The sequence below is a fragment of the Rhizobium sp. YTUHZ044 genome, from assembly GCF_051123975.1.
Classification (GTDB): domain Bacteria; phylum Pseudomonadota; class Alphaproteobacteria; order Rhizobiales; family Rhizobiaceae; genus Rhizobium.
In genome coordinates this window covers 3,760,489-3,774,726 of record NZ_CP101426.1, presented here as the reverse complement: position 1 = coordinate 3,774,726, position 14,238 = coordinate 3,760,489, and the positions used below count along the sequence as shown (strand labels likewise).

Genomic DNA, 14,238 nt, shown 5'->3' with positions numbered 1-14,238 from the left:
TGGACATGAGCATTAACGAGGAGACCAAGGCGATCCGGCGCAGGTCCTGGCGTGACGTTGATCTGCGCGCGGTTGCACCGTTTGCCGCCTTGGCCTTGCTTCTCGTCGTCGGCGCACTGGTCAATCCGAACTTCATCGGCATCACCAATCTTGCCAACGTCGCGACGCGCTGCGCTTTCATCGCCATCATCGCGGTCGGCGCCACTTTCGTGATCTCGTCCGGAGACCTCGACCTTTCCGTCGGCTCGATGGTCGCCTTCGTCGCCAGTCTGATGATCCTGCTCATTAATTCAGGCGTCATTGCCGATCCGGTGCTGATGCTGACGGCAGCGGTGGTCTTTACGGTGATGGCGGGGGCTCTTTGCGGCCTCGCAAACGGCCTCATCACCACCGTCGGCAAGATCGAGCCTTTCATTGCCACGCTCGGCACAATGGGCATTTATCGCGGCCTGACCACCTGGCTGTCGCAGGGCGGCGCGATCACGTTGCGCTCGAGTGAAATCCAGACGCTCTACCGCCCAGCCTATTTCGGCAATATTCTCGGCGTTCCCGTGCCGATCGTGGTAATCCTCGTCGTCACCGCGATTGCAGCCTTTATCCTCTATCGCACCCGTTACGGCCGCCATGTCGTGGCTGTCGGTTCGAACAGCGACGTCGCGCGCTATTCGGGCATTGCAGTCAACCGCGTGCGCACGATTGCCTTCGTTATCCAGGGTCTCTGCGTGGCGATCGCTGTGCTGCTCTATGTACCGCGTCTCGGTTCCACCTCGGCAACGACCGGTATCCTGTGGGAGTTGCAGGCCATCACCGCCGTCGTCGTCGGCGGCACGGCGCTCAAGGGCGGCGCCGGCCGGGTCTGGGGGACCATCTGCGGCGCCTTCATTCTCGAACTCGTCGGCAACATCATGCTGCTTTCGAACTTCATCAGCGAGTATCTCATCGGCGCGATCCAGGGTGCAATCATCATCATCGCCATGCTGGTGCAGCGGTCGCTGGTTCGCAAATCCTAAGGCAAAGAGCTTCTCGGATTGGCCGGGCTTCACGGGGCACCCGGCTCGAATTGGACAAGTCCCTGATATTTTTGGGAGGAAATAAGCATGCGCAAGCTCATGTTGGGTCTGGCTGTTGCGGGGGTGGCTTTTGCCGGCGCAGCCTACGCCCAGGACAAGAACTACACGATCGGTGTGTCCATTCCGGCCGCCGACCACGGCTGGACTTCTGGCGTCGTGTTCCATGCCGAGCGTATCGCCAAGAAACTGATGGCCGAACATCCGGGCCTGAACGTCATCGTCAAGACTTCACCGGATGCCGCGACGCAGGCAAACGCCGTGCAGGACCTCGATACACAGGGCATCGACGCGCTGGTCATCCTGCCGTCGGACCCGGATCCGCTCGTCAACGCCATCAAGGAAGTCAAGGACAAGGGTAAGTTCGTAGCACTTGTCGACCGCGCGCCGTCGAACAACGATAATTCCGTGCGTGATCTTTACGTCGCCGGCAACAACCCGGCACTCGGCGAAGTCGCCGGCAAGTACATTGCCGAAAAGACGCCGGAAGCCGAGGTCGTCGTTATCCGCGGTCTGCCGATCCCGATCGATCAGCAGCGCCAGGATGGCTTCGACAAGGGTATCGCCGGCTCCAAGGTCAAGGTTCTCGACCGCCAGTACGGCAACTGGAACCGCGACGACGCCTTCAAAGTAATGCAGGACTACCTGACGAAGTACCCGAAAATCGACGTCGTCTGGTGCCAGGACGACGATATGGCCGTCGGCGTACTGCAGGCGATCGAGCAGGCCAAGCGCACCGACATTCAATATGTCGTCGCCGGCGCCGGCTCCAAGGACATGGTCAAGAAGGTCATGGACGGCGACAAGCTGATCCCGGTCGACGTTCTCTATCCGCCGGCAATGGTCGGCACGGCAATGGAGCTGACGGCGGCGGCGCTCTACGATCAGGTCCCGGTTCACGGCAATTACATCCTCGACGCAACGCTCGTCACCAAGGAGAATGCCAAGAACTTCTACTTCCCGGATTCTCCGTTCTGATCCGACGACCGAAAGACGCGCCCGTTCGAAAGGACGGGCGCATTTTTATGCGCGCATGCGGCGCGGCGCTGAAAATGCTGCACGTACCTCTTGCCCGCCAATGCCCATCATGATTAGCTCGCAACCATATCGCATCTGGCCTCGCGCCAAATCCGCGAGGCAGGACAAGGAAGCGCCTTGCACCCGTCAAAATGCGTGCTACAAGTTTTCAGAAACGTTTACGGTCGATGTTCAGGGAGGAATCTGACATGAAGACGATCAAGGGCCCCGGCCTTTTTCTTGGCCAGTTCGCGGGCGATACCGCGCCTTTCAATTCCTGGGACGCGATCACCAAATGGGCGGCCGACATCGGCTACAAGGGCGTCCAGGTGCCGACCTGGACAAGCCAGCTGATCGATCTGAAGAAGGCCGCGACGTCGAAGGATTATTGCGACGAATTCGCCGGCAAGGCCCGCGAAAACGGCATCGAAATCACCGAACTTTCGACCCATCTGCAGGGCCAGCTCGTCGCCGTTCACCCGGCCTATGACGAAGCCTTCGACGGCTTCGCGGCCCCCGAGGTGCGCGGCAACCCGAAGGCGCGCCAGGAATGGGCGGTCGAGCAGGTCAAGCTGGCGCTGACCGCATCGAAAAACCTCGGCCTCAAGGCGCATGCGACCTTCTCCGGGGCGCTTGCCTGGCCCTTCATCTATCCCTGGCCGCAGCGTCCCGCCGGCCTGGTTGAGACCGCATTCGACGAACTTGCCCGCCGCTGGACGCCGATCCTCAACCATGCGGATGAAAACGGCATCGACGTCTGCTACGAGATCCATCCGGGTGAAGACCTGCATGACGGCATCACCTTCGAGATGTTCCTGGAGCGGGTGAAGAACCATTCCCGCGCCAACATGCTCTATGATCCCTCGCATTATGTCCTGCAGTGCCTCGATTATCTCGAGAACATCGACATCTACAAGGACCGCATCAAGATGTTTCACGTCAAGGATGCCGAGTTCAATCCGACCGGGCGCCAGGGCGTTTACGGCGGTTACCAGGGCTGGGTGGAACGCGCCGGCCGCTTCCGCTCGCTCGGCGACGGCCAGGTCGATTTCGGCGCGGTCTTCTCGAAGATGACGGCCAATAATTTCGACGGCTGGGCCGTGGTCGAATGGGAATGCGCGCTGAAGCATCCGGAGGATGGCGCCCGCGAGGGGGCCGAATTCGTCGCCGCCCATATCATCCGCGTCACGGAAAAGGCCTTCGACGATTTTGCCGCCGGCGGCACGGACCAAGCGGCCAATCGGCGGATGCTGGGGCTTTCCTAAACAGGGCATCTGGTGGGTGCCCCTCACCCTAACCCTCTCCCCGTAAAGGGGGAGAGGGGACTTGCCCGACCAAACGTTGAGAGCGGAAAAGCCGCTGCGGCATATCCCCTCCGCCCCGCTTGCGGGGCGAAGGGGGCAGCAGCCGGATGAGGGGCGCACCCGCACCAGATTCAATTTCAGGAGGACAAGAATGGCAATCGAAGCATCATCCGAACAGACCCGCGAGCCGCGCATCCGGCTTGGCATGGTGGGCGGCGGCGCGGGCGCGTTCATCGGTGCAGTGCACCGCATCGCAGCCCGCATCGACGATCAGTACGATCTCATCGCCGGCGCGCTGTCGTCGACGCCTGAGAAGGCGGTTCAGTCCGGCCGCGACCTTGGCCTCGACCCGTCGCGGACCTATTCCAGCTACCGCGAGATGGCGATCCGCGAGGCGAAGCTGAAGAACGGCATCGAGGCGGTGGCGATCGTCACGCCGAACCATGTGCACTATGACGCGGCCAAGGAATTCCTGAAACGCGGCATTCATGTCATCTGCGACAAGCCGCTGACATCGAACCTCGCCGATGCGAAGAAGCTGAAGAAGGTGGCCGACGAGAGCGGCGCGCTCTTCGTGCTGACGCATAATTACACCGGCTATCCGATGGTCCGCCAGGCGCGGGAGATGATCGCGAACGGCGAACTCGGCGATATAAGAGTGGTCCAGGCCGAATATCCGCAGGATTGGCTGACGGAAGCGGTCGAGCAGACCGGGCAGAAGCAGGCTGCCTGGCGCACCGATCCGGCCCAGTCCGGCGTCGGCGGGTCTACAGGCGATATCGGCACACATGCCTATAATCTTGCCTCCTTCATTACCGGACTGGAACTCGACAGCCTGGCCGCCGACCTCGACAGCTTCGTTCCCGGCCGCCGGCTGGACGATAACGCCCATGTCATGCTGCGCTTCAAGGCGAAGGGCGCGGAGAAGCCGGCTAAGGGTATGCTCTGGTGCAGCCAGGTGGCGCCGGGCCATGAAAACGGCCTGATGGTGCGCGTCTATGGCAGCAAGGGCGGGCTGGAATGGACCCAGAAGGACCCGAATTACCTCTGGTACACGCCTTTCGGCGAGCCGAAGCGGCTGATCACCCGCGGCGGCGCCGGCGCCGGAGCGGCTGCCGGGCGCGTGTCACGCGTGCCGTCAGGGCATCCGGAAGGGTATCTCGAAGCCTTTGCGACGATCTATACGGAAGCCGCGCATGCGATCAACGCCCGCAAGAGGGGCAAGGAAGTCGATAAGGCGGTGGTCTATCCCACAGTCGACGACGGCGTGAAGGGTGTCGCCTTCGTCGAGGCCTGTGTTGCCTCGTCCAAGAAAAACGGCGCCTGGGTCAAGCTCTGATCTTTGGCGATCCGTGCGTCGGATGGCGCGGAGTCGCAGGAAATGCCGCGGCGGTCTTGGGCCGCCTCGGCTTGTCCGTCAGGCCTCAGGCCGCAGCGCGGTCGCGCTTCATGAGGCCGTCAATGCTGAGCGGGCCGGCGCCTGCCGCCACCAAATAGAGAAACACGAAGCAGAACAGGATCGCGGCGACGCCACCGTTCTGCGCGGGATAAAAGCTCTTCCCCGCATGGCCGATGAAATAGGCGAAGGCCATCAGGCCGGAGAGTACGAAGGCTGCAATGCGTGTCTGGAATCCTATCACCACGACGAAGCCGAGGGTGAGTTCGATCAGCCCGGCGATCCAGGAGAGCGAGCCCATCGGCGGCACGCTTGCCGCGGCCGGAAAGTGCAAAATCTTCTGCGTTCCGTAGCTGAAAAGCACGAGCGACGAGACGAGGCGCAGCAGGCTCAGCAGATGCGGCTGCAGCAGATGGATCGAAGACAGCATGGGATTCCTTTCACGTTGTGATGTCTTCGCTGTGTAGTGATCATGGGCTCGGCAGAAGTCACGACTGCTGACATTCGCGTTATGAGAGCGTGGGGGCCGAAAGTATGGCGACCGAGGCGACGGAACGATGCCGTTCTGTCACTAGTCCTGCAACGTTGCAGTTTTTCTTCCCCAGCACCTGTACTTTGCTTGCCGGCTTGGCTAAATCCGGCCCACGGGCAACCCACATTGCTGAGAGCCGGGGGATACAGATGATCGACGCCAAGACGCTTGCAAGCCGCTTTCCCGGTGATTTCACCTTCGGCGTTGCCACCGCCGCCTTCCAGATCGAAGGCGCCAGCAAGGCCGATGGCCGCAAGCCGTCGATCTGGGACGCCTTCTGCAACATGCCCGGCCGCGTCTATAACCGCGACAACGGCGACATTGCCTGCGACCACTATAACCGCCTGGAGCGAGACCTCGATCTCATCAAGGACATGAGCGTTGAGGCCTACCGTTTTTCCATTGCCTGGCCGCGGATCGTCCCGGAGGGCACGGGCCCGGTGAACGAGGCGGGCCTCGATTTCTACGATCGGCTGGTCGATGGCTGCAAGGCGCGCGGGATCAGGACCTTCGCGACGCTCTACCATTGGGACCTGCCTCTGATGCTCGCCGGCGACGGCGGCTGGACGGCGCGCTCGACCGCCTATGCCTATCAGCGCTACGCCAAGACTGTGATGAACCGCCTCGGCGATCGTCTCGACGCCGTCGCGACATTCAATGAGCCCTGGTGCATCGTCTGGCTGAGCCACCTTTACGGCATCCATGCTCCGGGTGAGCGCAACATGCAGGCTGCCCTTCACGCCATGCATTACATGAACCTCGCCCATGGCCTCGGTGTCGAGGCAATCCGTTCGGAAGCTCCCAATGTGCCGGTCGGGCTCGTGCTCAACGCCGCCGCGGTCATCCCGGGCTCCGACAGCCCGGCCGATCTGGCAGCCGCCGAACGGGCGCATCAGTTCCACAACGGCGCCTTCTTCGATCCCGTCTTCAAGGGCGAATATCCGAACGAATTCGTCGAGGCGCTCGGGGACCGCATGCCCGTGATCGATGACGGGGACCTGAAGCTCATCAGTCAGAAGCTCGACTGGTGGGGTCTGAATTATTACACGCCCGAGCGCGTCACCGACGATGCCGAACGAAAAGGCGACTTCCCCTGGACGGTGAAAGCGCCGCCTGCAAGCGACGTCAAGACCGATATCGGCTGGGAAATCTATGCGCCCGGATTGAAGCTCCTGGTCGAGGACCTCTATCGCCGCTACGACCTGCCGGAATGCTACATCACCGAGAACGGCGCCTGTGACAATACCGGTGTCGTCGGGGACGAGGTCGACGATACGATGCGCCTCGACTATCTCGGCGGTCACCTCGATGTCGTGGCCGACCTCATCAAAGACGGCTACCCCATGCGCGGCTATTTTGCCTGGAGCCTGATGGATAATTTCGAATGGGCGGAAGGCTATCGCATGCGCTTCGGTCTCGTTCATGTCGATTATGAGACGCAGCGGCGCACGGTGAAGAAGAGCGGTAAATGGTATCGCGCACTCGCGGCTGAATTTCCGAAAGGCAATCACACGCCGGCTCAGCATAGCAAACTGAAAAAATAGACCAGCGGAAAGCTGCAACAGGCGGTTGCTTAAACGTTTCTGAACCCTTGACTGGCAAACTCCGCTGGTCAGGGAGCAGGAATGCAGATACTCGGAAAATTGCAGGGCAGGGGATCGGGAATAGGCCGTGACGTCACCGTCACGGGCGTGCTGCTCTCCTTCGCCGTCATCGTCGCGGTCGCCACCATCATGGTGCTGACGGCACTCGAACGCGTGGCTGAGAACGCCAATGTCCTTGATGACGAGCGCTCGCGCGAAACGACAATCGGCGCGTTGAAGACCTTCGAGGATCAGCTCGGTGCGACGCTCGACGATTATGCCGCCTGGGACGATGCCGCCGCCAACGTCTATGCGTCGGATGGCATGGCGTGGACGGTCAGCAACTACGGCGAGATGTCGGTCAACAGCTCACTTTTCGACATGGCAATCGTTGTCGATGATGCGAAGAACTCGATCATGGCGTATCGCGACGGCAAACCGATGGAGGAGCCGCCCGCGGATTTCTTCGCGCCTTCGCTGTGGAAGCTGTTCGACGTGGTCAAGGCGGCCGGTCCGGCCGATTCGCCCCAGGCGGTCGGATTCATCACCACCAAACGCGGCATTGCCGCTGTCGGCGTGGCATTGGTGCGGAAGAAATCCGGCGCGCTTGATGCGCCCGCCGGGCAGCACCGGTATCTCATTTTCGCACGCCATCTCGATGACGACAGGGTGGCCGGACTCGGCCAGACCTATGTGATCGGCGGACTGAGGCTGGCGCCGCCGAGTTTCGAGGCAGAATATTTTGTACCTATCGCCGATCCGTCGGGGGCAACGATCGGCAAGCTCGTCTGGAATTCGCGCTCACCCGGCAATATTGCCTACGCGCAGGTACGACCGATGGTCATCGAGGCACTCGGTCTCGTCGGGCTTTTCTTCGGGGTGCTTCTGGCCATCGGCTGGCTGGTCGGCCGACGCCTGAAGGCGGAGGAAAACAGCGCGCGCGAAGAGGCGCTGCGCGACAGGCTGAGCGGCCTTTCCAATCGCGACGGCCTCGGGCTCGCCGTCGATCGTTGTGTCCTCGAAGCGCGCCAGAGCAAACGCAACGTGCTGCTCCTCTATCTCGATCTCGACGGTTTCAAGGAAGTCAATGACAGCTATGGACACGGCACCGGTGACCAATTGATCCGCGCGGTCGCGGCCGGCCTCAAGGTATTGATCCCGCAAGGCGCAGTTCTAGCCCGCATCGGCGGCGATGAATTTGCGATCGCCTTTCTCTCCGATGGCGAGAACGCCGCCGCCCTGCAGCTCGCCGAGCAGATCCTCGATTTTCTCGTCGAGCCGCTGGAGATCGGTCGCCGTGTCGTCGTCGTCGGCGCCAGCATCGGCATCGCCATGTCGCCCGCCGGCGCAATCGATCGCGAGGAACTGGTGCGCCGTTCCGACCTTGCCATGTATAAGGCGAAGGAGGCGGGCCGTGCGCGCATGACGCTTTACGACCCGTCGATGGATGCGGACCGGCAGCAGCGCAATGCGCTGGAACTCGATCTCAGAATCGCCATTGAAAGCGGTGATCTGACCCTTGCCTATCAGCCGCTGGTCGATGCGGCCACGCATGCGCTGACCGGCGTCGAGGCGCTGGTGCGCTGGAACCGTCCGGGCCACGGCCCGGTTTCGCCAGAGGTGTTCATTCCGATCGCCGAGACCAGCGGCCTCATTGAATCACTCGGCCTGTTCGTGCTGCGCAAGGCCTGCGAGACGGCCAAGCAGTGGCCGGAGCTGAACGTATCTGTCAATGTCTCGCCCGGCCAGTTCCGCAATCCAGCCTTCACCGACTATGTGCGCTACGTGTTGAAGCAGACGGAGATCGAGGCCAGCCGCATCACTCTCGAGATCACCGAAGGGTATATGATCCAGAATCCGCAGCGTACCCGCCAGTCGATCGAGCGGCTGAAAGGTCTGGGGGTCAAGGTGGCGCTCGACGACTTCGGTTCCGGCTTCTCATCGATCGGCTATCTCCGGCAGTTCGGCTTCGACCGCATCAAGATCGACCGCTCGTTGGTGATGGGCGTCAACGAGGACAAGCGCCAGCGCGAAATGCTGCAGGCGACGGTGGCGCTCGCCCGCTCGCTCGATATCCCGGTGACGGCGGAAGGCATCGAAACCGAGGGGCAGGCGGTCGCCATGCGCCTGTTCGGCTGCGACTGTCTGCAGGGCTATTTGTTCGGAAAGCCTGCGGCGGCCGAGCGAATTACCGAGATGCTCAACGAGCTTCGTACTGCGGAACAGTCAACCCCGTGCCGTCTCGGCGCGGCCTGACGGCGAAATTCTGGGCGCAAAGCTCATTCAACAGCAACAAGCTCAGCTGCCGATATGCCGTTGGCCGCGTTTTTTTGCCAGCGCGATCTGATGCTGCCGTTGACGGTAGCGCAGCCGGTCTTCTTCTGTGCGTCTTGGATAGCAGTGGCTGCAGGAAACGCCTTCCTCATAAAGCGGCGAGGCAATTTCCTCTGATGTGATCGGGTTGCGGCAGGCGTGGCACAGCCGGTGCTCACCCTCCTTCAGCCCGTGTTCGACGGATACACGCTCATCAAACACGAAGCAGGCGCCCTCCCAGAGGCTTTCTTCCTGCGGCACTTCCTCCAGATATTTCAGGATGCCGCCCTTCAGATGATAGACCTCGTCGAAACCCTCGGCCTTCATGAAGGCAGTGGCCTTTTCGCAGCGTATGCCGCCGGTGCAATACATGGCGACTTTCGGCTTGTTGTGCAGTCCCGTATTCCGGCGCACCCAATCCGGAAATTCGCGGAATGTCTTGGTCTTGGGGTCGAGCGCGCCGCGAAAAGCACCGATCGCCGTCTCATAGTCGTTGCGGGTGTCGATGACGATCGTATCGGGATCGGAGATCAGCGCATTCCAGTCCTTGGGCGCGACATAGGTGCCGACCACCTTGTTGGGGTCGATGTCCTCGACGCCCATGGTGACGATTTCCTTCTTCAGCTTCACTTTCATGCGCAGGAAGGGCATTTTCGAGGCGCGGCTTTCCTTGTGCTCCAGGCCCGCAAATTCCGGCTGGACGCGCAGGAAGGCGAGCACGGCGTGAATGCCGGCATCCGGTCCCGCGATCGTACCGTTGATGCCCTCATGCGCCAGAAGCAGCGTTCCCTTGACGCCGTTTTCCTCGCACAGCGCCTGCAGCGGGGCCTGCAAGCTGGCAAAGCGCGGCACGGATACGAAATGGTAGAGCGCCGCTACGAGGAACGGGCCGGTGTGTGTCAGGCTGTCGGTCATGCGCCGGAAATACAGAAAATTGACCGGTCGCGCAATTGCCTTCCGCACAGGCGGCCGACCGCCTCCAGGATCGCGCCTGCCATCGCTCAACTTGCAGCCGTCAGCCAGAGAAGCTCGATACGCTCCGATTCCTCGTCGGGATCATCGGCGAAGACGGCTTCGGCCTTGAGGAGGGCCTGCCGCCGGTCTTCCTGCTGGCGGACGATGATTGCCTCAAGAAGATGCGCCAGGTCGTCGTTGCGGGTGAAGAGCTGCGGCTCGGCTTCGACCAGTTCGCAGAGTACGGCAAGGTCATGGATGCGGCCGAGATCCTCGACGAGCTCCTTGGCCGCACCCTGCTTGGCCTTCATCGCACCCGGCCAGACGTCGCGCAGAAGAGCGTGGTAAAGCCGGTAGTCGTAGGTGCGTTTGCGCAGATCATGGAAATCGCCGGCCGATGCATCACCGTGGCAGTTGGCGAGCGCGGCCTCAGCCTTGCGCGCCGTGCGGCGCCAGCTCTTCGCCAGCATGCGGGCATTCTTGCGGTGGCTGCCATCGAAGGAGATTCCATCCAGAGCGGAAATCGCCTCTCTGAGCACGTCCGAGGTTTCCATCAGCTGCCGTTCAAGACCGCTTTCGGCCTCCGCCATCCAGTCGCGGCGCCCCTCGAGAATGATGACGATCCGGCCGAGCGCCTCGCTTTCCTCTTTCCCGCGGGCTGAATGCTGCAGATATTGCGCGGTGCCGATGAGCGCGGCAGCGTCGCGGATTGCCGAAAGCGAGCGCGCGGCGTCGCGCAACCTTGCATTTTCCTGCTCCTGGAAATCAGGCACCTCGCGTGCGACGAGCCGGTAGAGCGAGCGCAATCGCTTCAGGTTTTTTCGGAAGGAATGGATCGCCTCGTGCGCACCTTCCGGCCGCTCTTCGAGAAAGGTAATGGCACCTTCCAGCTGCTCGGTCGCGATGCTCCGGAATGCCTCGGTGAAATCGGCGTCAGGCCGAATGCGATAGGCCATGCCTGTCGTGCTCGTATTCTGTGGCAAGGGCCTGGTTGGAGTAGCGGAAATCGCCGGTCACTTCGCGACCAAGCCAGGCAGGCAGGACGGGTTTGTCGGTTTCTGCCGTCATCTCCACCTCGGCAATCACCAGCCCGAGATGCTCGCCGGCAAAGACGTCGACTTCCCAGACGAAGCCCTGATGCGGGACGCGGTAGCGCGTCTTCTCGATGACGACGCCGATCGCGCTCTGCAACAGCTCCTCGGCATCGGCAATCGGGATGTCATATTCGAATTCGTCACGGGTGATGGCACTGCGGCCAATCTTGATCGTCAGCTTCGCTTTCCTGCCGTCGAGGGTGCGAACGCGGACGGAACGGTCGTCCATCGAGGCGATGTAACCCTGCCTCAGGACAGACTTGCTCTCGACGGCGGAACGCCATCCATCGCCGCGTACAAGAAACTTCCGCTCGATCTCTTTCGCCATGTCAGTGAACCTTTTGTGACGAATGCCGCACGGTAGACCAATTTCCAAGCATTTCATACCTTCTTCTCACGCAGCCGGGTTTTATCTCGACAAGGTTCGGCGAGGGCGTTATTCGGGATGCAAATTTCAATCGTTTCAAGGAGGTCGTGCGACCATGGGCGAGAAAACAGAGAAGCTCCTTTCCATCCTGAAACTCCAGCCGGTCGTTCCGGTCCTGATCGTTGACGATGCCAGGTCGGCGGTGCCGCTGGCCCGCGCGCTTGTCGCAGGCGGCCTGAAAGCAATCGAGATCACCATGCGCACGCCGGCGGCACTTGAAGCCGTGCGCGCCGTCGCCGCCGAGGTCGAGGGCGCCGAAGTCGGCGCCGGCACCATCCTGAATGCCGCCCATTGGGAAGCGGCTGTCGAGGCCGGCTCGAAGTTCATCGTCAGCCCGGGCACGACGCAGGAGCTGCTTGATGCCGCTGCCGATTCCGACGTGCCGCTGCTTCCGGGAGCTGCGACCGCCAGCGAAGTCATGGCGTTGCGTGAGGAAGGTTATCAGGTGCTGAAGTTCTTTCCGGCTGAGCAGGCTGGGGGCGCCGCTTATCTTAAAGCGCTTTCTTCGCCGCTCGCCGGCACGCTGTTCTGCCCGACCGGCAGCATTTCGCTGAAGAACGCCAGGGATTATCTTTCGCTGCCGAACGTCGTCTGTGTCGGCGGTTCGTGGGTTGCGCCGAAGGAACTGGTCGCAGCCGGCGACTGGGCCGGCGTTACCAAGCTTGCGGCTGAGGCCGCCGCTCTGAAGGCCTGAGGTTGCATGAGCGGGGTATGAGCGCCAGGCACAGCCCCACGCCCAATATTTGTATTTCAGCCGTCGCAAACCTATGTTCTCCTCCGGCCTCAAACAGGGAGACGACGAGGAATGTTCGACGCAAAGAAGCTTCTCGACCAGTTCTTGGGTTCGCAGGTGCCGGGTCTCGGCGGTTCAGTCCGCGACAGGGCGGGCGAGGCCATACAGACGGCAAAGAACAATCCGATGAAGAGCGGCGCGATCGCAGCCGTGCTTCTCGGCACCAAGACCGGCCGCAGTATTGCCGGCAACGCATTGGCGATCGGCGGTCTTGCTGCTATCGCCGGCCTTGGCTATCAGGCTTACAAGAACTATCAGGCTGGGCAAGCGCCCGCGGCCCCCTCGGATGCGCCGTCGGCAAACAATCCGGTGCTCCTGCCGCCGCCCGTCGACTCCGGTTTCGGACCAGCATCGCCTGCCGGGAGCAACGAATTCGTGCTGGTGCTGATCCGGGCGATGATCGCCGCCGCCAAGGCCGATGGTCATATCGACGACGCCGAACGCGTCCTGATCATGGACAAGATCAAGGCTGCTGACGTCAGCGGCGAGGCTGCGGCTTTCATCGAGGGAGAACTTGCGTCTCCGACGGATATCGACGCGCTCGTTGCTGCGGCGCTCACGGAAGAACAGCGCGTCGAGCTCTACACCGCCTCGCGGCTGACCATCGATCCGGATTCGCGCGCCGAGCGCGGTTATCTCGATCTGCTCGCCGGCCGGCTCGGCCTTGCTGATCAGCTGGTCGACCATATCGAGGCGACGGTGTCATCCGCCAAGACGACCTTGTCACAGTGACATGCCGGCCGATTGCCTTTATCGGGCGACTGGCCTATCCACTCCCGGAGCCTTCCCCGGTCAAATTGACGCGTTCGTCAATTTAACCGGGGAAGGCTCTGGAATAGGGGAGTGAACATGCGCGATCTTGCAAATTTCAAGGGCTGCCCGGCGCCAAAGCCGGTTACGCTGAAAGGCCGTTTCGTCACCGTCGAGCCCTATCGCCGCGAGGAGCATCTCGAAGCGCTGTGGGAAGGGCTCGGCGGCATGGGCATCAACCCGCTGCTGCTCTATTTTTCGCAGGATGATTTCTCGGGCATCGAGGACTTCGCCAGCTGGCTGGAAAACGTCCACACCAAGTCCGGTTGGCTCACCCATATCTTCCGCGACAACGCCACCGGCAAGGTTGTCGGCATGGCGAACTACATGCGCGCCGACCCGGCAAACGGCGTCGTCGAAATCGGCGGCGTGGCTCATGGTCGCGCTATGAGCCGTTCGCCGCTGTCCACCGAAGCGCACTATCTGATGGCCAAACATGTTTTCGAAGATCTCGGCTATCGCCGCTACGAATGGAAATGCGATAATAAGAACGAGGCGAGCAAGACGACGGCACTGCGCTACGGCTTCAGCTTCGAAGGGGTGTTCCGTCAGCACATGATCTCCAAGCATCGCAACCGCGACACCGCCTGGTTCTCGATGATCGACGCCGAATGGCCGCTGATCAACGATGCTTTCGAGGCCTGGCTTTCGCCTGCAAATTTCGACGCGGCCGGCAATCAGATCCGTCGCCTGCAGGATATTCGTGCGGATCTGGAGAAGGAAAGGCTCGCGTGAGCCCGGAAAGCCGCTCGCAGGCGATCGCCGCCGCTGTCATCTTGCTCGGCGCCGGCCTCGTCGTCTACTTTCTGCCGACCATCGTTCTATGGATCGGCAATTTCTCGCCAACGCTGGGGATCGCCGTCGGCTTCTGCCTGATCATGGCGTTCTTTGCGATCTTCTGGCTGCGGGCGCGCTACCAGCGTCGCAGAGATAGACAGTAATCCAGGG

At 61.7% G+C, this 14,238-nt stretch carries 14 protein-coding genes; 10 read left to right on the top strand and 4 right to left on the bottom strand.

The features are described 5' to 3' along the window. Positions 1-5 precede the first annotated feature (5 nt). From NL154_RS18540 to NL154_RS18525, 4 genes are all read left to right on the top strand, one after another. Positions 6-1,010, top strand: a complete 1,005-nt coding sequence (locus tag NL154_RS18540) for an ABC transporter permease (protein ID WP_434733168.1) — start codon at positions 6-8, stop codon at positions 1,008-1,010. Between the two features lie 87 nt (positions 1,011-1,097). Beyond that, complete coding sequence (locus NL154_RS18535) at positions 1,098-2,045, top strand: substrate-binding domain-containing protein (RefSeq protein WP_011426857.1); 948 nt, start codon at positions 1,098-1,100, stop codon at positions 2,043-2,045. A 248-nt stretch (positions 2,046-2,293) separates the two neighbouring features. Beyond that, positions 2,294-3,349 (top strand): sugar phosphate isomerase/epimerase family protein, encoded by a 1,056-nt coding sequence (locus tag NL154_RS18530; RefSeq protein ID WP_210629784.1) that lies wholly within the window; start codon positions 2,294-2,296, stop codon positions 3,347-3,349. A 190-nt stretch (positions 3,350-3,539) separates the two neighbouring features. Beyond that, positions 3,540-4,727 carry a Gfo/Idh/MocA family protein gene (locus NL154_RS18525; protein ID WP_210629785.1) on the top strand — a complete coding sequence of 396 codons (1,188 nt, stop codon included), beginning with the start codon at positions 3,540-3,542 and terminating at the stop codon, positions 4,725-4,727. Between the two features lie 85 nt (positions 4,728-4,812). Here NL154_RS18525 and NL154_RS18520 read toward each other — a convergent pair whose 3' ends face one another. Continuing rightward, on the bottom strand, positions 4,813-5,214 hold the full coding sequence (locus tag NL154_RS18520; protein ID WP_210629786.1) for a DoxX family protein: 402 nt from the start codon (positions 5,212-5,214) through the stop codon (positions 4,813-4,815). Positions 5,215-5,465: 251 nt separating this feature from the next. Between NL154_RS18520 and NL154_RS18515 the strand changes: the two genes are divergently transcribed. After that, on the top strand, positions 5,466-6,860 hold the full coding sequence (locus tag NL154_RS18515) for a GH1 family beta-glucosidase (RefSeq protein ID WP_221146370.1): 1,395 nt from the start codon (positions 5,466-5,468) through the stop codon (positions 6,858-6,860). 81 nt (positions 6,861-6,941) lie between these two features. Continuing rightward, positions 6,942-9,155, top strand: a complete 2,214-nt coding sequence (locus NL154_RS18510; RefSeq protein WP_221146372.1) for a putative bifunctional diguanylate cyclase/phosphodiesterase — start codon at positions 6,942-6,944, stop codon at positions 9,153-9,155. Between the two features lie 42 nt (positions 9,156-9,197). Here the strand turns inward: NL154_RS18510 and NL154_RS18505 are convergent, their stop codons facing one another. The 3 genes from NL154_RS18505 to NL154_RS18495 form a co-directional block, all read right to left on the bottom strand. Beyond that, on the bottom strand, positions 9,198-10,127 hold the full coding sequence (locus NL154_RS18505) for a rhodanese-related sulfurtransferase (RefSeq protein ID WP_221146498.1): 930 nt from the start codon (positions 10,125-10,127) through the stop codon (positions 9,198-9,200). 86 nt (positions 10,128-10,213) lie between these two features. Then, positions 10,214-11,122, bottom strand: coding sequence for a CHAD domain-containing protein (locus NL154_RS18500; RefSeq protein WP_434733167.1), 909 nt, complete (start codon positions 11,120-11,122; stop codon positions 10,214-10,216). After that, positions 11,100-11,588, bottom strand: coding sequence for a CYTH domain-containing protein (locus NL154_RS18495; protein WP_210629791.1), 489 nt, complete (start codon positions 11,586-11,588; stop codon positions 11,100-11,102). The genes NL154_RS18500 and NL154_RS18495 overlap by 23 nt, the downstream gene beginning before the upstream one ends. Positions 11,589-11,742: 154 nt before the next feature. Here NL154_RS18495 and NL154_RS18490 point away from each other — a divergent pair, with 154 nt between their 5' ends. From NL154_RS18490 to NL154_RS18475, 4 genes are all read left to right on the top strand, one after another. Then, positions 11,743-12,381 (top strand): 2-dehydro-3-deoxy-phosphogluconate aldolase, encoded by a 639-nt coding sequence (locus NL154_RS18490; RefSeq protein ID WP_221154505.1) that lies wholly within the window; start codon positions 11,743-11,745, stop codon positions 12,379-12,381. Positions 12,382-12,492: 111 nt separating this feature from the next. Further along, positions 12,493-13,212 carry a tellurite resistance TerB family protein gene (locus NL154_RS18485; protein ID WP_210629793.1) on the top strand — a complete coding sequence of 240 codons (720 nt, stop codon included), beginning with the start codon at positions 12,493-12,495 and terminating at the stop codon, positions 13,210-13,212. A gap of 117 nt (positions 13,213-13,329) precedes the next feature. Continuing rightward, a complete protein-coding gene (locus NL154_RS18480; RefSeq protein ID WP_210629794.1) occupies positions 13,330-14,025 on the top strand; it encodes a GNAT family N-acetyltransferase in 696 nt (231 codons plus the stop codon). Next, entirely contained in the window at positions 14,022-14,231 is a 210-nt protein-coding gene (locus NL154_RS18475) for a hypothetical protein (RefSeq protein ID WP_210629795.1), read from the top strand. The genes NL154_RS18480 and NL154_RS18475 overlap by 4 nt, the downstream gene beginning before the upstream one ends. Positions 14,232-14,238: the final 7 nt, after the last annotated feature.

What these genes read in the sequence shown, in the direction of transcription:
- NL154_RS18540 (WP_434733168.1), top strand. Translation starts at nt 6, where the DNA reads ATGAGCATTAACGAGGAGACCAAGGCGATCCGGCGCAGGTCCTGGCGT.
- NL154_RS18535 (WP_011426857.1), top strand. Translation starts at nt 1,098, where the DNA reads ATGCGCAAGCTCATGTTGGGTCTGGCTGTTGCGGGGGTGGCTTTTGCC.
- NL154_RS18530 (WP_210629784.1), top strand. Translation starts at nt 2,294, where the DNA reads ATGAAGACGATCAAGGGCCCCGGCCTTTTTCTTGGCCAGTTCGCGGGC.
- NL154_RS18525 (WP_210629785.1), top strand. Translation starts at nt 3,540, where the DNA reads ATGGCAATCGAAGCATCATCCGAACAGACCCGCGAGCCGCGCATCCGG.
- NL154_RS18520 (WP_210629786.1), bottom strand. Translation starts at nt 5,214, where the DNA reads ATGCTGTCTTCGATCCATCTGCTGCAGCCGCATCTGCTGAGCCTGCTG.
- NL154_RS18515 (WP_221146370.1), top strand. Translation starts at nt 5,466, where the DNA reads ATGATCGACGCCAAGACGCTTGCAAGCCGCTTTCCCGGTGATTTCACC.
- NL154_RS18510 (WP_221146372.1), top strand. Translation starts at nt 6,942, where the DNA reads ATGCAGATACTCGGAAAATTGCAGGGCAGGGGATCGGGAATAGGCCGT.
- NL154_RS18505 (WP_221146498.1), bottom strand. Translation starts at nt 10,127, where the DNA reads ATGACCGACAGCCTGACACACACCGGCCCGTTCCTCGTAGCGGCGCTC.
- NL154_RS18500 (WP_434733167.1), bottom strand. Translation starts at nt 11,122, where the DNA reads ATGGCCTATCGCATTCGGCCTGACGCCGATTTCACCGAGGCATTCCGG.
- NL154_RS18495 (WP_210629791.1), bottom strand. Translation starts at nt 11,588, where the DNA reads ATGGCGAAAGAGATCGAGCGGAAGTTTCTTGTACGCGGCGATGGATGG.
- NL154_RS18490 (WP_221154505.1), top strand. Translation starts at nt 11,743, where the DNA reads ATGGGCGAGAAAACAGAGAAGCTCCTTTCCATCCTGAAACTCCAGCCG.
- NL154_RS18485 (WP_210629793.1), top strand. Translation starts at nt 12,493, where the DNA reads ATGTTCGACGCAAAGAAGCTTCTCGACCAGTTCTTGGGTTCGCAGGTG.
- NL154_RS18480 (WP_210629794.1), top strand. Translation starts at nt 13,330, where the DNA reads ATGCGCGATCTTGCAAATTTCAAGGGCTGCCCGGCGCCAAAGCCGGTT.